At 43.6% G+C, this 23,355-nt stretch carries 17 protein-coding genes; 9 read left to right on the top strand and 8 right to left on the bottom strand.

Annotated elements, in window-relative coordinates:
• The first annotated feature begins 851 nt into the window (after positions 1-851).
• Together putA and JMY05_RS05610 are read left to right on the top strand one after the other, a co-directional pair.
• Positions 852-4,103: a bifunctional proline dehydrogenase/L-glutamate gamma-semialdehyde dehydrogenase PutA gene (gene putA, locus JMY05_RS05615; RefSeq protein ID WP_201614432.1), complete on the top strand. Its 3,252-nt coding sequence runs from the start codon at positions 852-854 to the stop codon at positions 4,101-4,103.
• 11 nt (positions 4,104-4,114) lie between these two features.
• On the top strand, positions 4,115-4,807 hold the full coding sequence (locus JMY05_RS05610; RefSeq protein ID WP_045446201.1) for a 1-pyrroline-5-carboxylate dehydrogenase: 693 nt from the start codon (positions 4,115-4,117) through the stop codon (positions 4,805-4,807).
• Positions 4,808-4,981: 174 nt separating this feature from the next.
• Here the strand turns inward: JMY05_RS05610 and JMY05_RS05605 are convergent, their stop codons facing one another.
• On the bottom strand, positions 4,982-6,154 hold the full coding sequence (locus JMY05_RS05605) for a cupin domain-containing protein (protein WP_201614430.1): 1,173 nt from the start codon (positions 6,152-6,154) through the stop codon (positions 4,982-4,984).
• 156 nt (positions 6,155-6,310) lie between these two features.
• Between JMY05_RS05605 and JMY05_RS05600 the strand changes: the two genes are divergently transcribed.
• Positions 6,311-6,505, top strand: a complete 195-nt coding sequence (locus JMY05_RS05600) for an NF038104 family lipoprotein (protein ID WP_045446204.1) — start codon at positions 6,311-6,313, stop codon at positions 6,503-6,505.
• A 124-nt stretch (positions 6,506-6,629) separates the two neighbouring features.
• On the opposite strand, the gene purB is transcribed toward JMY05_RS05600, so the two are convergent.
• The 3 genes from purB to mnmA all read right to left on the bottom strand — a co-directional run bounded on the left by purB (position 6,630) and on the right by mnmA (position 11,353).
• A complete protein-coding gene (gene purB / locus JMY05_RS05595) occupies positions 6,630-8,021 on the bottom strand; it encodes an adenylosuccinate lyase (RefSeq protein WP_045446207.1) in 1,392 nt (463 codons plus the stop codon).
• 149 nt (positions 8,022-8,170) lie between these two features.
• Entirely contained in the window at positions 8,171-10,027 is a 1,857-nt protein-coding gene (locus tag JMY05_RS05590; RefSeq protein WP_045446210.1) for a hypothetical protein, read from the bottom strand.
• A gap of 99 nt (positions 10,028-10,126) precedes the next feature.
• Positions 10,127-11,353, bottom strand: coding sequence for a tRNA 2-thiouridine(34) synthase MnmA (mnmA, locus tag JMY05_RS05585; protein ID WP_201614428.1), 1,227 nt, complete (start codon positions 11,351-11,353; stop codon positions 10,127-10,129).
• 260 nt (positions 11,354-11,613) lie between these two features.
• Between mnmA and ispF the strand changes: the two genes are divergently transcribed.
• The 6 genes from ispF (at position 11,614) to JMY05_RS05555 (ending at position 17,953) form a co-directional block, all read left to right on the top strand.
• Positions 11,614-12,117: a 2-C-methyl-D-erythritol 2,4-cyclodiphosphate synthase gene (ispF, locus tag JMY05_RS05580; protein WP_045446213.1), complete on the top strand. Its 504-nt coding sequence runs from the start codon at positions 11,614-11,616 to the stop codon at positions 12,115-12,117.
• A 252-nt stretch (positions 12,118-12,369) separates the two neighbouring features.
• A complete protein-coding gene (gene grxD, locus JMY05_RS05575) occupies positions 12,370-12,720 on the top strand; it encodes a Grx4 family monothiol glutaredoxin (RefSeq protein ID WP_045446215.1) in 351 nt (116 codons plus the stop codon).
• A gap of 168 nt (positions 12,721-12,888) precedes the next feature.
• On the top strand, positions 12,889-13,419 hold the full coding sequence (locus JMY05_RS05570) for a hypothetical protein (RefSeq protein WP_201614426.1): 531 nt from the start codon (positions 12,889-12,891) through the stop codon (positions 13,417-13,419).
• A 264-nt stretch (positions 13,420-13,683) separates the two neighbouring features.
• On the top strand, positions 13,684-15,579 hold the full coding sequence (gene mnmG / locus JMY05_RS05565; protein ID WP_045446220.1) for a tRNA uridine-5-carboxymethylaminomethyl(34) synthesis enzyme MnmG: 1,896 nt from the start codon (positions 13,684-13,686) through the stop codon (positions 15,577-15,579).
• 322 nt (positions 15,580-15,901) lie between these two features.
• The gene (locus tag JMY05_RS05560) at positions 15,902-16,861 is read left to right on the top strand and encodes an AEC family transporter (RefSeq protein ID WP_201614424.1); all 960 of its coding nucleotides are present in this window, start codon (positions 15,902-15,904) and stop codon (positions 16,859-16,861) included.
• A gap of 60 nt (positions 16,862-16,921) precedes the next feature.
• Positions 16,922-17,953, top strand: a complete 1,032-nt coding sequence (locus JMY05_RS05555; protein ID WP_201614422.1) for an ornithine cyclodeaminase family protein — start codon at positions 16,922-16,924, stop codon at positions 17,951-17,953.
• A 149-nt stretch (positions 17,954-18,102) separates the two neighbouring features.
• Here JMY05_RS05555 and JMY05_RS05550 read toward each other — a convergent pair whose 3' ends face one another.
• The 4 genes from JMY05_RS05550 to katG form a co-directional block, all read right to left on the bottom strand.
• Positions 18,103-18,273 carry a hypothetical protein gene (locus tag JMY05_RS05550; protein ID WP_176393081.1) on the bottom strand — a complete coding sequence of 57 codons (171 nt, stop codon included), beginning with the start codon at positions 18,271-18,273 and terminating at the stop codon, positions 18,103-18,105.
• 48 nt (positions 18,274-18,321) lie between these two features.
• On the bottom strand, positions 18,322-19,323 hold the full coding sequence (locus JMY05_RS05545) for an LLM class flavin-dependent oxidoreductase (RefSeq protein WP_201614420.1): 1,002 nt from the start codon (positions 19,321-19,323) through the stop codon (positions 18,322-18,324).
• A 354-nt stretch (positions 19,324-19,677) separates the two neighbouring features.
• Complete coding sequence (locus tag JMY05_RS05540; protein WP_045446223.1) at positions 19,678-20,607, bottom strand: LysR substrate-binding domain-containing protein; 930 nt, start codon at positions 20,605-20,607, stop codon at positions 19,678-19,680.
• Between the two features lie 249 nt (positions 20,608-20,856).
• Positions 20,857-23,034 (bottom strand): catalase/peroxidase HPI, encoded by a 2,178-nt coding sequence (katG, locus tag JMY05_RS05535; protein WP_201615361.1) that lies wholly within the window; start codon positions 23,032-23,034, stop codon positions 20,857-20,859.
• Between the last annotated feature and the right edge of the window lie 321 nt (positions 23,035-23,355).

Raw genomic sequence — 23,355 nt, 5'->3', positions numbered from 1 at the left:
GAGGAAAATAGCGCAGATAATATCGGGATATTAACCAGCTATTTAACGATGTTTGGCAAAATTTAGCCATTTTTAGCCCGTTTAGATATGAGCAATTGAATTGAGGACATGCCCTAGAATGCGGTGAGCGTTCGATATTACTTTACTGCTCTCGATATTACTTTACTGCTTTTAAGTTTTGTTACGTTAAATTCCTCTTTATTCGGAAACGATAAAGGGGTTTTTTTTGATTTAAAATGGCTCAAATTTCCCTAAATTTATTCAAGTGTTTGATTTAATAAAACAATTAATCGCCAATAGTAAATAGGAAAGTATAACCAGTGCGTCATAAGGGATAAAGTGCTGTTAACTGATTGTTTTTTAGAAATATATTAATTTGTGAAAATAAGCAATATCGTTAGTTTGAAAATTTTTTTCATGATATTATAGCCGAGTTAAGCGCATCACCTCAATCAACGCCGTAGAGGTTTTTCTTACAGTGAATTAGCAGCCCCCAAGATGGCAGATTTTTTTGCTAAAGCGATTTTTTCGTTTTAATGTAGCGATATCTGATCATCACACTCCTTTCACTACAAACAAGAAGAAGGCACTAATGCCGCTTAGCTGTTCGTTGTTGCCTTTGTATTGTTAACGTAGCCCGTTTAACAGTCGAACGACCTACTTAACCGCTTCCAGCCTACGCTGGATTTTCTCGTTTTGTGATGGCGCCGTTTGGACTTTTGATTATTGTTATAAGTATCTATCGATAGCCATCATCTAAATGAATGATGGTGATGGCTAGTTATACCAGACGATCAGACTTCCTAAAGCACTATTTATGATGGTTTTTAAACGATAGTTATGGAGTTGTTATGAACCCAGTAGACCAGTTTACCCCGCAAGAGCCGATTTTGTTTAATCCTGTCGATTTGCTATCGCCAGATTATATTGCCCAGTCGGCAGAAACTCTGCACGCCCGTATTTCGCCGTTGTATAGCGTTGATGAAGAGCGCTGGTTGTCCAAATTATTGCCACTTGCTAAACCCAGCACAGAAGAACGTGACGCCGCTGCTGAGCAAACGCGCCAGCTGGTTGAACATGTACGTAATGATGGCAAAGCGGTCAAGATGGTCGACTCGTTACTGCTTGAGTATAGTCTTGATACCCAAGAAGGTATCTTGCTGATGAGCTTGGCAGAAGCCTTGATTCGAGTGCCAGACAATTATACTGCTGATGCGTTGATTCATGACAAAATGAGTGTGGCTGATTGGAAAAAGCACATCAAAAATGACAACGGTTTTATGGTCAATGCCTCGACATGGGGCATGATGATGACAGGTCGTGTCGTCAGTATTGATAGTAGCACCACAGCATCAGGCTTTTTGGATCGCATGACTAAAAAGATGGGCGAGCCTGTTATTCGTAGTGCCATGCAAAAAGCCATGCGCATCATGGGTCATCAGTTTGTATTGGGCGAGACCATCGAAGACGCCAATAAAAACAGCCAGCCTTATCGTAATAAAGGCTATACCTATTCGTTTGATATGCTTGGTGAAGCGGCTATTGCGCATAAAGACGCTGAAAAATACTTCAATGACTACCTGCATGCGATCAGAGCCACTGCCAGTATCAAAGTCAAAGAAGGCATGCCTAAGCCATCAGTATCTATCAAGCTGTCAGCATTGCACCCTCGCTATGAAGCCACGCAAGAAGCCCAAGTCATGGGTTTATTACGTCAACGCTGCTTGTTGCTCATCGAAGCGGCACGTGAAGTCAATGTGGATCTTAGTATCGATGCCGAAGAAGCCGACCGCCTTGAAATTTCTTTAAAACTGTTTGAGTCTTTGTACCGTGACAATTTGACGGCTGACTGGGATGGTCTTGGCTTGGTCGTGCAAGGTTACTCTAAGCGTGCCATCGCTATTTTGGTGTGGCTGGCTCGTCTATCGACTGAGGTGGGAGATCGTATTCCAGTACGTCTGGTAAAGGGTGCCTATTGGGATACTGAGATCAAGCTTGCCCAGCAAAAAGGTCTGTCAGGCTATCCTGTCTGGACACGCAAAGAAGGCACGGATACTGCTTATCTTGCCTGTGCGCGTTTCTTATTGTCAGATCATCTGCGCGGCTTGATTTGGCCACAGTTTGCGACACACAATGCGCACACCCTAGCGTCAATTATGACCATGAGTAAGCATAGAGAGTTTGAGTTTCAGCGTTTGCACGGCATGGGTGATGCGCTTTATGATCATATCTTACAAGCGTATCAAATTCCGGTACGTATCTATGCCCCAGTTGGCGCGCATAAAGATTTGCTGCCGTACTTGGTACGTCGCTTGCTCGAAAACGGCGCCAACAGCTCGTTTGTCCATCAGCTGCTAGACAAGTCTTATCCGATTGAGAAGCTGACAGTACATCCCTATGACAAGCTGCTGGCCAATGCGACGTTACACAATCCAGAGATTCCGTTACCGTTAGAGATTTATGGTGCGCGCCGTGCCAGTTTTGGTCCTAATATATTCGTAGAGTCACAATGGCTGCCCTTTAAATCTGCTATCGATAGCCATTTGCATAAAACTTGGTCAGCGACGTCCATCGTCAATGGCAAAGCAATTGATGAATATGAAGTAGAGGGCGTAACGCATAAGCTTGAGACTCAAACCGTACGTGCACCTTGGAACCACGAAGTAAGTGCTGGTGAAGTCACTTATGCCAATGCTGAAATAGCTGGTCAAGCAATCGATGCGGCAGTGGCAGGGCAAAGTGTCTGGCAAGCAGTATCAGCTGCTAAGCGTGCTGAAATATTGCGTAAGATAGCGGATCTCTATGAAGAAAACTACGCTGAGCTAATGGTGCTATGCCAAATCGAAGCGGGCAAAACCCTTCAAGACGGTATTGATGAAATCAAAGAAGCGGTTGATTTCTGCCGTTTTTATGCCGATGAAGCAGAGCGTTTAGACGATGTCGTGCATGAATTCACCGATTTGGTTGGCAAGCAATCTCGTCAAATTTATAAAGCACGTGGCACCTTTGTCTGTATTAGCCCATGGAATTTCCCATTGGCTATCTATACTGGTCAAATCGTAGCGGCGCTAGCAGCAGGTAATACGGTGGTGGCGAAACCTGCCGAACAAACCAGCTTGATTGCCCATTTTGGTGCTCAGCTAATGTACCAAGCAGGCGTACCAACACAAGCCTTACAGTTAGTGATCGGTGCTGGCGATGTTGGTGGTGCATTGACAGCGGCTGACAATATAGCAGGTGTGATATTTACGGGTTCAACCCAAACGGCTCAACGTATTAACCAAAGCCTAAATGATCATGCCCAAGCCAGTGGTGAGCTACCTGTTTTTATCGCCGAAACTGGTGGTCAGAATGCTATGATTGTTGATTCAACGGCATTGCCAGAACAAGTAGTTAGAGACGCTGTCTTATCTGCATTTGGTTCAGCAGGTCAGCGTTGCTCAGCTTGTCGTATATTGTGCGTGCAAGAAGAAATGGCTGATAATTTAATTGAGCTATTACAAGGTAATATGGCTGAGCTATCGGTCGGCAATCCTTTATATGCTGCTACAGATGTGGGTCCAGTGATTGATGCGGATGCCAAACGTAGTCTTGAAGCGCATATCGAGCGTATGGACGCTGAGCCAACGGCGACTATCTTGGCACAGACGCCAATGAGCTCAAGCTCAGTTGTCAGTCAAGAACAGTCTACCTTTGTATTGCCAACAGCGATCGAAGTGAAAAGTATCGACGTGATAGGTGGCGAGCATTTTGGTCCAATTTTGCACGTACTGCGCTATCGAGCACGTGATCTGAATAAGCTGATTGATGCCATCAACGCGACAGGCTTTGGTTTGACCCTAGGTATTCATAGTCGTATCGAAAATACCGTTGAGCATATCGAGCGCCGTGCGTTTGTAGGTAATACTTACATCAACCGCAACCAAATCGGTGCCGTCGTAAACGTACAACCATTCGGTGGTTGTGGTCTGTCTGGTACGGGTCCTAAAGCTGGTGGCCCGCATTATGTCGCACGTTTGATGCAGCTTAGCTCAGAGTCAAATAGTAGTAACCAGATAACTGCTAATACTACCCAAACCATCACTCAAACAGAACTCGCATAAGGAGTAGCAACATGGCGACTGAATTCAAAAAAAATCATGCCCAGGTTTGTGAATCTTGGCGATTACTTGGCGCAGTGAATCGCGCAACATATCTGCAAGCGGCTATTCCGAAGTTGGCGCTGCTGACTGGTGATGCCAATAAAGCAAAGCGTTTGTTCAATCATCTATTGAGCGCCGCGCCTAGCTTGGATGAGGTGCATCGCATGACTGGTGCAACTGGTGAATCCAACGATCTATATGTCACTGGTCGTGGTAAGACCATGGTTATTGGTGGTGAATCTGCTAGAGCCATGGCAGTATTAGGACAGCTGGTAGCCGCACTATTGACAGGTAATGAAGTCATCCTGCATTGCCCAAGCCAAGATGAGATGTGCAATGAAGCTGCCAAGATACTATATGATACAGGTATCAGCGAAGATGTATTGAGTGTGGCGAATGACTCGCAAACCGTCACGCTTTTATATATCGATCGTCTGGCACAGGTTGCAGTCTCTGGCAATCGAAGCGAAGTACAGACTATCAGTCAAGAGCTTGCCAATACAGACGGTATCTTAACGCAAGTCATCAGCGTCACTGATATGGAAGGCTTGTCAGAGATGCTAACGCCTGATTATTTGCATCGTTTTGTCACTGAGCGCGTCAAAACAATCAATACCACAGCGATCGGTGGTAATGCTAGCTTGCTTGAACTTGGTACAGAATAACCGTATTAATTACAAACCCGCTTCGCTCTTATATCCGTTTTGATAAGTGCTAAGCAGTGTTTGGTATAGCTATAAATACCGAATACGATTTATAAGAAAAAACCGCTATCTGAGTAATTGTCGAATAGCGGTTTTTTTATTTGCGTTATTTGATTAATGTCTGATTAATAGATATTATTCAGCAATATCAATCCACACCCAGCCGTTCTCTAGCCATTCGCTCAAATCATCTGCATCAACATCGGTGACATCTTGACTATTTAGGTGTTCGCCATTAGCCAAACGCACCAATACCGCTACTGCTGTATCATCAAGCCCGTCAATGCGCTGACCATTGGCATATAGCACAATGCCATCATTAGTCTGGCTATAGAGCAAACGATTGCTATAATCCGCTTGCAAGGTGGCACCTTCTGCTAGAGCTTGCATGAGCTCATCCGTATCTAGTGTATCCTCTGGCATCAGCGCATCATACTGGCGTTTGCTGACGACTTCAGAAACTGCTTGACGAATGATATCATCACCACGCTCAGACTGTAGCATTTGTAATAGCTGATCTTTGATCGCATTGATGCTGCTCGCTTGCAATTCACCTGACGCTTGCAGCGCTTGTGGCAACAGCATTGGGATAAATAAATCGCTATCGTTGGTGGCAATATCAGCTAAGTTGTCGATGATTTGCATCAAGTTAGGACGACGGCAGCCAAATGAAAAGGTTAAGCAATCGTCTTGTGCCACACCAAAATGCGACAGCTTCGGCGGTACGTAAAGTACGTCACCGGCTTCTAATATTTCATCAAAAATAATCTCACCCATGTCATCAAAGAGGCGAATCGGCTCATCGGCGACAAACTCGGTATTTTTATCACAGAATTTGCCCAGTTGCCAACGTCTAGTGCCGTAGCCTTGTGCTAAAAACACATCATAATCGTCATAGTGTTTGCCGACTGAGCCACCTTTTGGCGCATAAGAAACCATGATGTCATCATGTTGCCATTGCGGAATAAAGTCAAAGGCTTGCCACAATTGACCAAGCTCAGGTGACCACTGTTCCATATTCTGCACCAGTACGGTCCATTGCTCAGGTAAGTTATCGAAATCAGTTTCAGTCAATGGGCTTTTCTTGAGTTGCCACTGCGCCTGACCTTCTTTTTTACTTGCTGCTTGAGTTAGTAAGCGTGCCGCAGCATCTTCTTCTAGGGCTAGACCAAGCATGTCGTCAGGTTCAAACATGCCAATTAGCTGTGGTAAGCCTTGTTTAATTAAGAGTGGCTTTTTTTGCCAGTATTCGCTTAAAAATTGCTCAGGCGTGATAGAGTCGGGTAAACAAAGCGGTATAGAAGTCATGGGTAGATCCGTGTGTTTAAGTAGAAAGGATATCAAGGTCAACAGAATATAAAACTAGAACAGTGCTTTATAGCTGACGTGTATTGGTTTATGATTAGCGTCTAGCTGATGGTCAAAATATAGCCATCAATGCCTCTCATTATCCGTAGGAAATATATGAAAAAATTACAGTTTATCGTCATCATCGCCAGTATGTTTATGCTGCAAGCTTGTGTGCATAAAATCGTCACCGTACCTGTAAAAGTCGCCTACAAAACTACTAAAGGCGTCGTCAAAGGTACTGTTGCTGTTACCAAAGCGATCATACCGGGTGATAGCAGTGATAAAAAAGACAAAGACGATAAAGAATAAAACCTCACCCATTAACTATGTATTTAAAAAATCATAGTGTTTAGAGTAAGGTTTTTTTAAAAAGATATAAATGAATGCTCGTTTATATCTTTTTTACATTTTATAAAAATGAATTGATCGCTAGTTAAATCTTAGCAATCCACTCTTTAATGGTACGTGCTTGCTCCGCCGCATTACCGATATAAGTGGCAGGCGTCATCTCACGTAGGCGCGCTTTATCCACATCACTCACTGCAGATAGCTCATCACTTTCAACAAATGTCAGCATGGCTTCGCGAGTCATGGCGTTACCACGAGTCAGAGCTTTAAGCTTCTCATATGGGTTTTCAACACGGTAGCGGCGCATGACAGTTTGAATCGGCTCTGCCAATACTTCTTGTGCATTATCCAAATCGTCGTTTAAGCGCTGGGCATTCAATTCAAGTTTGCTGACACCTTTTAAACAAGCATCATAAGCAATCATACTTTGCGCCAGACCAACACCGATATTACGAAGTACGGTAGAGTCTGATAAATCGCGCTGCATACGTGAAATTGGCAGTTTTTCACCCAAATGAGCCAGCATGGCATTAGCAACGCCCAAGTTACCTTCTGAGTTTTCAAAATCAATCGGGTTGACTTTATGCGGCATGGTAGAAGAACCAACTTCACCATCTTTTAGGCGCTGTTTAAAATAGCCTAAGCTAATATATTGCCAAATATCACGGTTAAAATCGATTAAGATAGTATTAAAACGTTTGACTGCATCAAATAGCTCAGCGATATAATCATGCGGCTCAATTTGCGTGGTATAAGGGTTAAAAGTCAGCTCAAGACTTTCATCAATGAAGCGTTCTGCATGTGCTTGCCAATCGACGTCAGGGTATGAGGCGTAATGAGCGTTATAGTTACCAACCGCGCCATTAATTTTACCTAACAGCTCAACTTGCCCTACTTGCTTAATTTGGCGAGCCAGACGATAGGCGACGTTTGCCATTTCTTTGCCTAGCGTTGTTGGGCTAGCGGTTTGACCATGGGTGCGTGATAGCATGGGTTGGTCAGCATGAGCAATCGCCAAATCAACGATGCTATCAGTCAATTGTTGCATTTTCGCAACCACAATCTCGCGACTGTCTTTTAGCATTAACGCATATGATAAGTTGTTGATATCTTCACTGGTACACGCAAAATGAATAAATTCTAATGAATCTTCAAGCGCTGCCTGACCACGGAACTTGTCTTTGATAAAGTACTCAACGGCTTTTACATCATGATTGGTCGTCGCTTCGATGTCTTTGATAGCTTGGGCATCTGCTTCACTAAAGTCATCAACGATACTGTTTAAAAAGGTATTGGTATCGGTATCAAATGCTGCCAATTCACCAATCGCATTGTTATCAGCCAATGACTGTAACCAGCGAATCTCGACAGTGACGCGGGCTTTAATGAGACCAAATTCTGATAAATAAGGACGCAAGCTGTCAGCTTTAGAGGCGTAACGACCATCGATTGGGGAGAGTGCGGTAAGTAAGTTCATAATAATGCCTTTAAATTAAAAAAGTAAAAGTGATGAAAAATGTGAAATCCCACAAATGAACACATCATATAAGACTGTGGTCAAAAAAATACGGGTAGTGTAGCAAATGTAGCCGTTGATAAAATCAAAATATGCATATAACGCTATTATTAAGGGGTATCGGGTGTATTAGAGTATGTCGTGCCATACTTAGTATTAAAGTAAAAACTACGTTTTGTCCTTGGATCTAAAATAGAGGTTACCGTTTTGACAGTACCGTTATTGCCGATAGCGACGCTGTCTGCGGCATATTCGCTTGCTTGATGGATTGGATTCGCAAGTTTTGACGTCACTATCGCGCCATTCACATTTTTTTCTTGCAAGACATCTTGTAGAACAAAGTGATTGATACTAAGGTTGGCTCGATTGGTCGCAGTAATTTTGTAGGCAATACATTGTCCTGGAGTTACTTCAGATAGGGCGGTTTTACTATAGGCAAGCTTGTTTTCTAGATTTGGTAACAATGAGGCGATTTTGCAATCGTTAAGTGCTTGTTCTTTTTCAAGGACTAAAGCTGTGTTTTTATCAATCACTCTGCCAAAGTTATTATTTTCATAGTTATACTGGTTAGTAGTCAAGGAAATAACCGTTTTTTCATTAGTAGTACGAATGGGATAAGTGTTACCACTATTTTCTTCAATCAGGCAGACAGTACTTTTGCCAGTTAGAGAAGCGATAGGTATTTTAATCTCATATTTACCGACAATATTAGTAGGAATATTGATAGTTTCAAGAGGAGCATTGGTTATACAGTCAACCAGCTTGACTGTACTACCTGCAATACCACTTTCAGCAGAGTCAAAAGTACCATTGAAGAAGTTGGTATTGTTATATATACCGCTGTCTATCGTAGCGTTATCTTTTTTGACATTGATGTCGCTATCGTTTATACCGCCATTATCATTGAATACAGTGCCTGAAAAGACGTAATTAAACGGTTCACTTTCTACCCCAAAGCTGATCCATTCGTTATAGGTTTCACCGATTACGTTACGCGCAATGCCGATATTACCATTCATAATCCCTTCATAGGTCAAAGTCACGGTTTTCGAATTTCTTACCGCGACAACATAATTGCTTTGACTGTTTTCGATGCCATAACTGACATAAGTACCGCCATTGGAAATAGCGGTATTAGATGAGAGTGCAGAATACGTGCTGCCATTATTGATACTTTTAATAATATTTTCAAAAGTTGGCGTCGGTGGTAAAACTCCGTTATTTGAACTGAGGCTTACTTGTTTATTCGTATTCAAGGTAGGACTATATGGATTTTGGCTACCAGTAGCACCCGCTAGATTAGTAATATTATAATAAAATAAACCACTACCATTCACATTTGAGCTATCGGTACGCAGCTGCGGGTTGAACACAGCATTTTGTGAATTCAGCTGGGTACTATTGACTTTGCTGCCCATAAAATAATCACCCATTGCATTATAGTAATAGGGGACATCTGGGTTGTTTTTGATAGTGGCTTGCGCAGGTAGACTAATTTGACTATTTTGGGTAAAACTTAACGTTTGACGTGCAATTTCTGAGTTACCACCCATTGAATAGCTGGCTTGACCAATTTTTATGGTATGTATAGAAGCATTGTCATCAGGAGTAATAGTAAAGGTGTACTTGAACTTATCTCTATCAATACTAGTATTAGAATCATTCCTGATTTCAATACCATTGGTGCGCGTACCACTAGCTGGTGTTATCTCAGCGCTATTGCTATAACCAATATTTTCATTGCGGACTAAAGTAAAACTACCGGTAGCACCAGAACCTGCTGCTACATATGTGCCAGAAGCAGTACCAGCCGAAGCATCAGAGCTGGTAACCGTGATACTACCCATCTTTGTTGGTGCAGCCTGCAAATTAAATGACGCAGCAATGAAAGTAAGCGTAAGACCTCTCTTTACCCATATCGAACAAGAAAATGAGATATTCAGCAAGGCGAAAAGGCGAGCGGTCATTTAGTATCCTAAAAAAAGACAAATCATTGTATTAATTAATGTTAACTGAGATGTCAAATTAATGTTAACTGAGATGTCAAATTAATGTTAACTGAGATGTCAAATCCCGCAAGGCGCGTCAATAGAGGCAATGACACCGCCGCCCAAACAAACCTCATCGATATAAAATACTGCTGATTGACCTGGCGTCACTGCCCGTTGCGGCGCATCAAATATCACTCGTACTTCTAAACCTTTATCATCAACAGAAAACACTCGGCACGCTTGGTCTGGCTGACGGTAGCGCGATTTTGCCATACAACGTAAACCTTCATCGGTAAATATATCTGCAGGCGGTAAACCATCGACCCAATCGAGCTTATAAGCTTGCAGCTCATTACTCAGCATCATGGGATGCTCATGACCTTGTCCAACGATTAAACGGTTGTTGTCCAAGTCTTTTGCTAATACGAACCAAGGCTCTTCTGGGCGATCTTTGACACCGCCGATACCGATACCGCCACGCTGTCCTAAGGTATAATACATTAGACCATCGTGTTGACCGATAATATGACCATCGTCAGTCATGATATCGCCTTTTTGAGCGGGCAAGTACTGTTGTAAAAAGTCTTTAAAGCGGCGCTCACCAATAAAGCAAATACCCGTTGAATCCTTTTTATTGGCGGTAATAAGATCATGTTTTTCAGCGATTTGACGAACCACTGGCTTTTCAAGCTCGCCGACTGGGAACAGCGTCTTAGCGATTTTATCGCCGCCAACCGCATGTAAAAAGTAACTTTGGTCTTTATTGTTATCAAGCCCGCGTAATAGCTGCGCAACCTCAGTGCCATTAGCATTCGTATAGTTCATACTACGGCGCGTGTAGTGACCGGTGGCGATATAATCTGCGCCCAACGTCAAAGCATAGTCTAAAAATGCTTTAAACTTGATTTCTTTGTTGCACAAAATATCGGGATTGGGCGTACGACCCGCTTTGTATTCTGCTAAAAAATGCTCAAAGACGCGATCCCAATATTCCATGGCAAAATTAGCCGTATGTAACTTCATACCGATTTTGTCACATACCGCTTGTGCGTCCGCTAGGTCGTCCATTGCCGTACAGTATTCGGTGCCGTCATCTTCTTCCCAGTTCTTCATAAACAGACCTTCGACTTTAAAGCCTGCTTGCTGAAGTAAAACGGCTGATACAGAAGAATCGACGCCACCTGACATACCGACAATCACGTGCTTGGCGCTAGGATTCTCGATATCGGCAAGTGTTAATGGACGATGAGGCGTAAAAGACTCAGAAACGGCTATGCTTGAGGTATCTTGTATGGCTGACATAAAGCGGCTCAACTATTTGTACGTTCTCCAAAATAGATATTGACGCCAAAAATTATGCCATTGCTACAATAGGTAGTCTTAGCAGAACGACGTCAGCTTATCTTTTGGATCTGGTATTATGATAAAATAAACGTCATATTATACCAGTTAATTGAAACTGGTGGCGACCGATGGTGTCTAGGCATTGGTAAAATCGCTTTAGAAATTTAGATAGTGGTTTTGAATTATTTAAATCACGTTTCACTCATCTTGGAATAATAATGATAAAAATTGGTCAAGGTATCGATGTTCACGCTTTTCACAATAATGGTCAGCAGCAGCAATATGTGGTGCTAGCAGGTGTGCCTATTGAACACACGCACAGCTTGCTTGCACACTCTGATGGAGATGTGGTGCTGCATGCGCTTGCTGATGCACTGCTTGGCGCATTGGCGCTTGGCGATATCGGTCAGCATTTTCCTGATACAGATGCCGCCCATGCAGGGTTGGACTCGCGGGTGCTGCTACGTTATGTCTACAGTAAAGTGCAAGAGGCTGGTTATAGTCTAGGCAACGCTGATATCACTGTGATGTGTGAGCGTCCAAAGCTGGCACCGCACAGCCAAGCCATGCGTGATAATATTGCCAGTGATTTGCAGACGGCGGTCAATAATATCAGCGTTAAAGCCACCACCACTGAAAAGTTAGGCTTTACCGGTCGGCAAGAGGGCATTATGGCCAATGCCGTGGTATTATTAGTCCCTAATGTTGTCGAATCTAGATAGCTTGGATCGGGTGTCATCGCTGTTTGAGCACTCCGAGTCATATTGACTTGGTGAGTTGCGCGTAGATTTTATATATAGACTCTATAGAGTTGTACTTGTAATACCGTGGCGCTTGCCCCATGTATCAGCCATCTCTTTTTTCAATCATTTTGTAATATCAATCATTTTGTAATATCAATCATTTTGTAATATCAATCATTTTGTAATATCAATCACTGTTTTCAATGAACCGCTTTATCAATAGGAGCTTTTATGAGTGAGCAAACCCCAAATACTGCTGCAAACGACGTTGAACAATTGATCCGTGATCAAATCCGTGACAATAAAGTTATTATTTATATGAAAGGCACGCCGCAATTTCCGCAGTGTGGCTTTTCTGCTAAATCGATTGAAGTTCTTACTCAAATCGGTCGTCCATTTGCGTTTGTAAATATTTTAGAAAACCCAGAAATCCGTGCGACGTTACCTAAAGTGGCTAATTGGCCGACTTTTCCACAGTTGTGGATTGATGGTGAATTGATGGGCGGATCAGACATTATTTTGCAAATGTATCAATCAGGCGAGCTTAAGCCATTGGTTGAAGCAAACAGCCCTGCTGCATAACTTACATAAGCTGTTTTACTAAACTTATTAAGTGTAGTGTATGAAAGCTCGAGCGAGTCCTTAGATGGACGCTCGGGCTTTTATTGTTTTTGTCAGTGTTGCCCCCATATATGGCTCAAGACCAAGGTGTTTTGAACATTATAAAAATACAAATGATAAGAGAGTATTATGAGTAATCAACCAATAGAACAGCAAACGCCCGAACCACTATCTGCTGAGCAAGCGGCAATAGAGAAACGCCGTGAGCATTTAAAAAATGAATCCACGCGTATCATTGAAATTGCTGGCAATGAGCCACATTCAGCCCTGAAATGTATTCATCAGCTTAATGTGGCAGGCGGCGCAACAGAAGCCACTTATATTGCGATTGAGCAGCGTATCGTTGCGGATCAAGATTCTGCGGGCGCTTATCATTTGGCATTATTGGCACAGAATACGCCAGATTTACCCATCGATGCGCGTCAACTTATCGAGATGGTCGTTAATAAAGGCGATAACCAGCAGCGTTTGGCATTGCTAAAAAACTTGCTGCTACCGCCAGTGGACATGATTAAAGAGCAAGTTCTGGCCAGTAATGATGGCGATGCCATTGGCTTGATGAATGCTTATTTGCAGATCAATCCAGAAGGTTATGGCAGTCAGCATATGCTGAGCAGTGGTCAATCAGATCAAATCGTACCGCTGAGCCCTGGTAACTAGGCGCTAGTTATTAAGTTGCTAGTTACTAAGTTTAAAAATGATGCTTAACACTTAATGTAAATAGTTTCTACTGCGGCGTTTTTTAAGCATCAAAAAATTGTTATAATGGTGGGTTAGCAATCCAATATCTAGCGGCTTTTCCAAGTCGTTAACTTTTTAAATCCGACTGACGTTTATTTGCTGATGACCATGCTATTTAGCCATAAAATTCTGGTAATGATAGTTTTTGGCTAAAAGCGGCGTTATGAGTCAAGTGAGGCGTATATGCAATACCCAAAAAATTACGACGTGGTAGTGATCGGTGGTGGTCATGCTGGCACAGAAGCTGCTTTGGCAGCCGCACGTATGGGCGCGCAGACCTTGCTGTTGACACATAATATTGAGACGCTCGGACAGATGAGTTGTAATCCAGCAATTGGTGGTATCGGTAAATCGCATCTGGTGCGTGAGATTGATGCACTTGGTGGGGCGATGGCGCTAGCGACGGACAAATCGGGTATTCAGTTTCGAGTACTAAATAGCCGTAAAGGTGCGGCAGTTCGAGCCACGCGTGCGCAAGCAGATCGTATTTTATATAAAGCCGCTATTCGCCATACGCTTGAGAATCAGCCAAATCTTGATATATTTCAACAAGCGGCTGATGATATCTTAGTTGAAAATGGTCGTGCGACGGCAGTGGTTACTGCAACGGGTATTATCTTTAATACGCAAACGGTGGTACTGACCTCAGGTACGTTTTTAGGCGGAGTTATTCATATTGGTCTCGAAAGCTCAAAAGGTGGTCGCGCAGGCGATCAACCTTCTATCAAGTTGGCAGATCGTTTGCGTGAGCTTAAGCTGCCAGTCGGTCGTCTAAAGACAGGTACGCCCGCACGTATCGATGCGCGTAGCGTTGATTTTAGTGTGATGACCGTACAGCCGGGTGATACGCCGCTACCTGTTATGAGTTATATGGGTGACGTGTCGATGCACCCTGAGCAGGTCAATTGCTACATCACGCATACCAATGCGCGTACCCATGATATTATCCGTGAGAATTTAGACCGTTCGCCGATGTTCTCTGGCAAAATCGAAGGTGTGGGTCCACGTTATTGTCCGTCAATTGAAGACAAGATTCATCGTTTTGCGGATAAAGACAGCCATCAGATATTTATCGAGCCAGAAGGTTTGACGACACATGAGCTATATCCAAATGGTATCTCAACGAGTTTGCCATTTGATGTGCAGTTAGAGTTTATCCATAGTATGAAAGGCTTAGAGAACGCGCACATTACCCGTCCAGGTTATGCTATTGAGTATGATTACTTTGATCCACAAAACCTAAAACCAACGCTCGAAACCAAATCTATCGATCGTCTTTACTTCGCTGGACAAATCAATGGTACAACTGGCTACGAAGAGGCTGGCGTACAGGGTTTGCTAGCAGGTACTAATGCGGCATTGGTTACTACTAATAATAGTGAGTTTGAAACGTGGACACCGCGCCGTGATGAAGCCTATCTTGGCGTGCTCGTTGATGATTTGATTACCCATGGTACGACTGAGCCATATCGTATGTTTACGAGCCGCGCAGAATATCGCTTGCTGTTACGTGAAGACAATGCGGATCAACGCTTGACTGAAACAGGTCGTAAGCTTGGTCTGGTTGACGATGTGCGCTGGCAGGCTTACCAACAAAAAATGGAAGCCATTGCCACAGAGACCTCACGTCTCAAAGATATGTGGGCAACCCCTGCCAATACGTTAGGCAAAAAAGTCACAGAGCAAACGGGCGAGGTGTTGTCAAAAGAATCGACTGCTTTTGATTTGCTCAAGCGTCCGCAGATTCATTTTGCTGATATCGCTGCCATCACTGATTCGCAAGTCGACGCCCAAGTGGGTGAGCAGATAGAAATCTCTGTGAAGTACGCAGGCTATATTGATCGTCAGCAAGAAGACATTGATCAGATGAAGCGTCTAGAAAATACAGCGCTGCCACTGGACTTTGATTATAGTGTGGTATCAGGCTTATCAAATGAGATTGTACAGAAATTGACGCAAATACGTCCTGCGACGCTTGCTCAAGCAGGACGCGTGAGCGGTGTGACGCCTGCGGCCGTTCAATTGCTAGCCATGACAGTGAAAAAACATAAAAAAGCGAAGGCCGCGCTAGATTCGTAATGGTAGTATAACTAGTATAACAAAAGCCCATAACGGTATATCGTTATGGGCTTTTGTGTATTAATAATACAATTGCTGTTAAAAGAAAATAGAGCAGGCGCTTGTCTTACTTGCTATTTTGTCTCTATACTATAGTCAAGGAATTTTAGAATCGCTACAAGGCGACCGACCGCAGATAGTACACTGAGTACATCTAGGGCGGGTAACACCGTAGCGGTTTAAAAGTGCTCTGACTATAGGTTAGAAATTTTAATGATTACTTGTCAATTTATCTCGCTGATGTCCATATCATGATGGGCTTGTCAACGAACTGAGCCTATTTATGATTGATGCTATTGTCTTTGCTATTACCATTGTCTTGCCCAACCTTGCCTTAATGTGGTTGGGTTTTTTTATGCAGAGACGCGGTGAGGCGAGCCAGACTTTTATTGACCAAGCATCGAGCTTTGTCTTTAATTACTGTTTACCCTGTTTGCTTTTTTTTAGCGTTGTTGATAGTGATGTCGATTACAGCAAACAAATCACGCTGATAGTGGCTGGTATTCTGGTGACATTCATCTTGTTTATAGGTGCAGAGATTTACGCCAAATATTTTGTGAGCAAACCGGCTGATCAAGGGGTGTTTGTACAAGGGATATTTCGGAGTAATATGGCTATTATCGGACTGGCAACGGTTGCTAATGCCTACGGAGAACGTGGCTTAAGCATCGGTGCTGTCTATATGGGTGTGGTGACGATACTGTTTAATATCTTAGCGGTTATCACTCTCAGCCGTGTGTCCAAAAGTGTGGATGATACTTGGCTCAGTCGCAGTACCATGATTATTAAAAAACTATTTACCAATCCACTGATTATCGCATTGGTAGCAGCATTTGCTTATAAGGCATCACCACTGCCGCCTATTACAGGTGTGATTCATACGACTGGCGATCTACTGGCCGCAGTGGCATTGCCCTTAGCATTGATTTGCGCCGGTGCCAGTATTGATTTGAAGTCGATGTTGCACCCTTCAGGGCTGTCCATGCAGGCGAGTATCGGACGTATTATTGTTGCGCCATTGATTGCCATCGCTATTGGATTGGGATTTGATCTATCAGGTGTGCATATGGGTGTGTTGTTTTTGATGGCAGCTTCACCAACAGCCGCCGCCAGCTATGTAATGGCAAAAGCCATGGGTGGCAATGATGTGTTAGCTGCTAATATTTCGGCTTTTACCACCGTGGTAGGTATGTTTGGAATAGCGATTGGTGCGGCAATATTACGCGGGTTAGGATTAATGTAGTAGCCGTTTGGCGTGATAAAACATGTTCTAATAATAAATCTATAAACAGGAGTACTCAAATTGCAATTACTAAACAAAGCAATCGTGGCCGAACATCTCAATATGCAATCTGCCATTGGGGCGATAGAAGCATTGTTACATCAACAGGCAGCGCATCCCAATTGGATCAAAGCACCTGAACGTTTGGTCATTGACACTTTTAGTGAAGATGACACTCATCGTTCAGGTTCGCATTTATCAATGCCTGCGACGATTTATGATGGTAAGAATGAGTATACCGCCGTAAAATTGGTCACCATTTGTCCTGATAATCCGAGCCGAAATTTACCAACCACAACGGCGATTATTACCGTGTCAAACAATGATACTGGTGAAATATTGGCAATTATGGATGGGGTTTATATTACCCAAGTGCGTACCGCAGCATTGTCAGGTATCGCCACCAAATATATGGCAAAGCCTGATTGTCAAAGTGTGGCGGTGGTCGGTTGTGGCGGCATGGCTTATGAGCAGTTACATGCGGTAATGACAGTACGTCCTGAGATTAAAACAGTATATTTATGGAATAGAAGCAGGGAAGGCGCTGAGATTTTTAAAGTGAAATTTACTCGTGATTATCCGCAATGGGACGTTACTATAACGGTTTGCGAAAATATCAATGATGCTGTCCATGATGCAGATGTTATCAATGTCGCAACCCGCGCAACAGAAGGTTTGTTTGATCTCAACCATATTAAATCTGATGTACACATCAACGCAGTCGGCGCCTATCAGCCTTCAATGAAAGAGATAAGCAATGATGTCATTGCAAACAGTCGCATGGTCGTTGTCGATGATTTGGTTGGCAGTCGTCATGAAGCGGGCGATTTAATCCAAGCTCACGATAGTATCGATTGTGCATGGACATGGGACGACCTCAGTGGTGACTTACAAGCACTAGTCACAGGGGCGCTACAAGAAAAAACCGCTAAGTCTAATCATGGTGTTACGTTATTTAAATCGGTTGGTGCAGCCAGTTTTGATGCAGCAGTCGCTCTATATGTCGCACAACAAGCCGCACAAAAAAATCTTGGCTCGTCAATTGAATGGTAAGGCCGTCTGAATAACAGTACGTAAAGATTGCTGTATTTTTATTATGTAGCAAGCCAAAAAAAGCCCTCTTTCTAAATAAGAAAAGAGGGCTCTTTATATTGCTTTAAACGTTAAATTAATACGCCCCCAGCATATTTCGAGAGCGGTTATTAATTTGAATTGTCTTTATTGCGTTTGTCTTCGCGCCGCTGCTTACGTTTTGGGCTGGTGCGGTAGGTCAAATAACCACCGACAGCCATCACCGCAAGAAAGGCCACAATGTACATAAATATTGATGAGCCAATAAGCAGTGAGGCACCGATAATAGGAGTTGCATCCATGTCAAACATCCAGCTAAGGTTTATCAATAATTATGCAAGTGTCTGATTTCATTGTAAAGTAAATAAATTTAACTCAGGTGTAAGTTCCAGTGAACGCATGCGCGCTGCCTGATCGTAAACGTTAGCCGTCACAATCAGCTCGTCTGGCTCATGCTGAGCAAGGAATGCCGCCAGTTTCGGTTTGACAGTTTCCACAGAACCGATGAATGACACTGACAATGCGCTATCCACCATCATTTTTTCAGCAGGGCTCCAGATACTGTCCATATCGTGAGTAGGTTTCGGCATTTGACCTGTCTCACCACGGCGCAAGCGTACGAAGCTTTGCTGCGCAGAGGTAAAATGATACTGTGCAGTAGCATCGTCATCGGCGAGTAATAAATTGGCTGCCAGCATGACATAAGGCTTATCTAAATAGGCTGATGGTCTGAACTGTTCACGATAAGCTGTAATCGCTTGCCCAAGCATTTGCGGTGCAAAGTGTGAGGCAAACACATAAGGAAGTCCTAGATGCGCCGCTAACGTAGCCCCAAAAAGAGAAGAGCCTAATATCCAGATAGGAACGTTTGACTTTGCCCCAGGAAATGCCTGTACTGGGCTATTATCTGTACCGTTCCCTAAAAAGTACATCAATTCTTGGACGTCTTGCGGAAAGCGATCAGCATCTTGCATCTGACGGCGTAGTGCCTGAAAGGTTGCGCCATCAGTACCCGGCGCACGACCCAGCCCTAAATCTATGCGATCGCCATATAATGCCTGCAAAGTGCCAAATTGCTCAGCGATGACGAGCGGTGCATGGTTCGGAAGCATCACACCACCAGCACCAATACGTATATGCTTGGTTTGACTACCGATATGCGCTAGTAGTACTGACGTCGCTGCACTGGCGATGCCCGGCATATTGTGATGCTCTGCCATCCAATAACGGTTTAAGCCGAATTTTTCTGCTTGCTGTGCTGTCTCAACCGTTTGGGCAATGCCTTCTGCGATGGTTTTACCTTCAGGCACGGGTGCTAGGTCTAAAAAGGATAAGGGAATAGCGTTACTCATAAATCACCTGTTTTTATGATGCCGCCTTTCAACGACGTGGTTATATGGTTATATTGGTATTTGATTCTAGTTATAAAAGAGACTAGCGACAGCAATGATAAACCAGCACCTCAAGAATCTAGTGCTAATTCAATATTGCTGTAACTAGTCGCTCAATAGTTCATATAATGGGGCGGTTCTATTGAATATAAAGGTCAGAAGTTAAGACGATAACAAATCTTAATAATGGGGTAGAGTTATAAGAGTCACATGCGCGGCAGTCGATTTTGAGTAGAAATGAGAATAGAAAATGACATCATTATCTGTTGATAACGATGCCATTGACGTTTAGTAAAAACATGAATAAATGGTTCTTTACTGGCTAAATTGTTTTTGACACAGTTCCATAAATGCCCGACCATACTGACGAATTTCTGCATCATCACGTACCGCCATCCAACTGGTAAAGCGCCCAAAGTGATCCACAGGTATCGCGGTTAAATTTTGATAGTGACTCGGTTCAAACGCCATCTCTGCGATAATACCGATACCCAAGCCCAGACCTACGTAAGTACTGATTACATCAGCATCGAGCGCTGCTAGCACGATATCTGGTTCCAATCCTGCTTCTTCAAAAGTTTTGTCAATCGCACCGCGCCCCGTAAAGCCACCGTGATAGGTCACAATCGGATAGCTGGCGAGGGTCGGCAAATCCACAGACTCGTGATTGGCCAGTTCGTGATCGCTTGGCACAATGACGCGATGCGTCCAGTCATAATAGCGATAGCAGCGTAAATAATTGTTATGAAGTAAAGACTCGGTTGCAATGCCAATATCTGCCTGCCCGCGAATGACCATCTGCGCGATGGTCTCTGGATCCGCTTGTTGTAGTATTAGGTTGACTTTGGGGAAACGCTCTTTAAACTCTTTGACGACTTGTGGCAATACATATCGCGCTTGCGTGTGAGTGGTGGCAATCGTCAGCGTGCCAATATTCGGATTATTAAAATCGAGACTTAGGTTTTCAATCGTACGGATCTCGGCGAAGATAGATTCGATATGCGGCATTAGTGCTGTGCCCATGGTCGTAAGACCCGTTAGGCGTTTGCCTTGACGGACGAATACTTCCGTTTTGAGCTGATTTTCAAGTGCCGCAATATGTTTTGATAGGCTAGATTGACTGGTGTGCAGTACGGTCGCCGCCTGACTTAAGTTATAGCCATTAATCACCGTATGCCATACTGTCTCCAACTGCTTGAGCTGGATTTGTAAATGCCGCTGATTGACCACTACGTCGATTGCCATAACTAAATCCTATTGTATAAATATACAAACCCTGTCTGTATACAAAAGTGAAAATGTACAAATATGCAGTAAGCAGGTAGTGTAAAACAAAGTGTTTATTCTTGTATATACTTAATGGTTATCTATTTATGTTTATTTGGAATATACAATAAGTCGTTTGTCCGTTGCTAGAAGTAAACCATTACAATAAAAAAACCCTCGATTAAAGAGGGCTTTTTTAAGATAAAGGCGTATCTATTTCAGTGGGTTTTAGCGAAAACGATCCGCATTCATCACTTTATTCCAAGCATTTACAAAGTCATGAACGAATTTTTCTAGGTTATCGTCCTGTGCGTAAAGCTCAGCGTAAGCGCGTAGTATGGAGTTTGAGCCAAACACTAGGTCTACGCGGCTGGCTTGCCATTTTACATTGCCAGTAGCACGCTCACGCACTTCATAGAGAGCAGGGGCGTCATTGTTGTCTGTCTTAACGGGATGCCAAGAATAGCTCATGTCCGTCAAGTTCACAAAGAAGTCATTGCTAAGTGTCCCCGCACGCTCAGTAAAGACGCCTTGTTGGCTCTGAGCGTAGTTGGTATCCAAGACACGCATACCACCGATTAAAACGACCATTTCGGGTGCAGTCAAGCCCATCAGCTGAGTACGATCTAATAGCATCTCTTCAGGTGATATGGCATAGCTGCCTTTGATCCAGTTACGGTAGCCATCATGTCGTGGCTCTAAATCAGAGAAGCTCTCTGTTTCAGTCATCTCATCGCTCGCATCGCCACGACCCGCATCGAATGGTACTTCAATTTGCACACCTGCATTAGCTGCTGCTTTTTCAATGGCGGTGTTACCAGCGAGTACCACTAAATCCGCGATGCTGACGTCTTTATCAAAGTTCGTCTGGATGGCAGTGAACGCCTCAAGTACGCGAGCCAATTGCTCAGGCTCATTACCTAGCCAGTCTTTTTGCGGGGCTAAACGAATGCGTGCACCATTGGCGCCGCCGCGATAGTCTGAGGCGCGGAATGTACGAGCGCTATCCCAAGCGGTAATAATAAATTCGCGATGGTCGATACCACTGCCTAGTATCTGTGCTTTTAAGATCGCAATATCATCAGCGCTCAGATTAACATTGCCTTGTGGAATTGGATCCTGCCAAGTGAAGTCCTCGCTTGGCACATCCGCCCCTAAATAGCGAGATTTTGGCCCCAAATCACGATGGGTAAGCTTAAACCAAGCTTTTGCAAATACTTCATCGAAATATTCTGGATTTTGATGAAAGTTCTCTGAAATTTTACGATAAGCAGGGTCTTTAATCATTGCCATATCAGCATCGGTCATGATTGGGTTGCGGCGTACACTTGGATCATGTGCATCTAAAGGGCGATCCTCTTCCTTGATATCGATAGGTTCCCATTGCCAAGCACCAGCAGGACTCTTAGTCAGTGCCCACTCATGATTTAGCAATAACTCGAAATATTCATAATCCCATTGGGTTGGATGCGTGGTCCATGCGCCCTCGATACCACTTGAGACGGTGTCGCCAGCATTACCTGTACCTTTAGGATTGCGCCAACCTAGACCTTGCTCTTTGATGTCAGCCGCTTCTGGCTCATCTTCTAATAAGGTAGCGTCACCATTACCATGACATTTACCAACCGTGTGACCACCAGCCGTCAAGGCGACCGTTTCTTCATCATTCATTGACATGCGAGCAAAAGTGGTGCGGATGTCTTGTGCTGTTTTGATTGGATCAGGGTTGCCATCGACACCTTCAGGGTTGACATAAATCAAGCCCATCTGTACCGCTGCTAAAGGGTTTTCTAGTGATTCACGCTGATTATCATCTTCATAACGATTTTTGGTAGCCGCCAGCCATTCACGCTCAGAACCCCAATAGATATCTTTTTCTGGATGCCAAATATCGGTACGTCCACCAGCGAAACCTAACGTCTTAAAGCCCATAGATTCGTAAGCCATATTACCCGCTAGTATCATCAAATCTGCCCAAGAAAGTTTGTTACCATATTTTTTCTTGATTGGCCATAATAGACGACGTGCTTTGTCCAAGTTGACATTGTCCGGCCAACTGTTTAATGGCGCAAAGCGTTGATTACCAGTGTTAGAACCACCGCGGCCGTCGGAGCGTCGATAAGTACCGGCAGAATGCCAAGCCATACGAATCATCAACCCACCATAATGACCCCAATCTGCAGGCCACCATGCTTGTGACTCAGTCATTAGATTTTTTAAATCTTGCTTGACGGCTTCTAAATCTAATTGCTTAAAGGCTGCTGCATAATCAAAGTCAGGATCCATTGGATTGGTTTTGTGATCCTGCTGATGCAAGATATCTAAATTTAAGCTATTCGGCCACCAGTCGGTTGCTGCCGAGGCGTTCGTAGTATGTGCTTGGTGCATGACAGGACAGCCACCCATGCTTGGACGTTGTGGCTCGTGCGAAGTATCTACATTTTCACTATGAATGGTTGGTCCATGACCATCTCCTTTATCATAAGTGGTGTTACTTGCAGCATCTGATGTTGAGTTTGAGTTAGTCATCATGTGGCTCCTAGGCAGTAATCAGATAAATGGCAATCGAGGGTGTTATTTACTATTGTTTGCAAAAATTATTTGTCATCCCTAGCATATAGAATAATGATTGATTTAGGGAAGCGATTTATACAAACGCGTTGTTTTGTAAAATAAATTATATATCTAATAAAATAATATTTTTAAATATATAAAAGTAAGGATGTA

Origin of the sequence: Psychrobacter sp. JCM 18902 (assembly GCF_904846615.1) — a bacterium.
GTDB lineage: Bacteria > Pseudomonadota > Gammaproteobacteria > Pseudomonadales > Moraxellaceae > Psychrobacter.
This window is presented reverse-complemented; position numbering and strand designations above follow the sequence as displayed.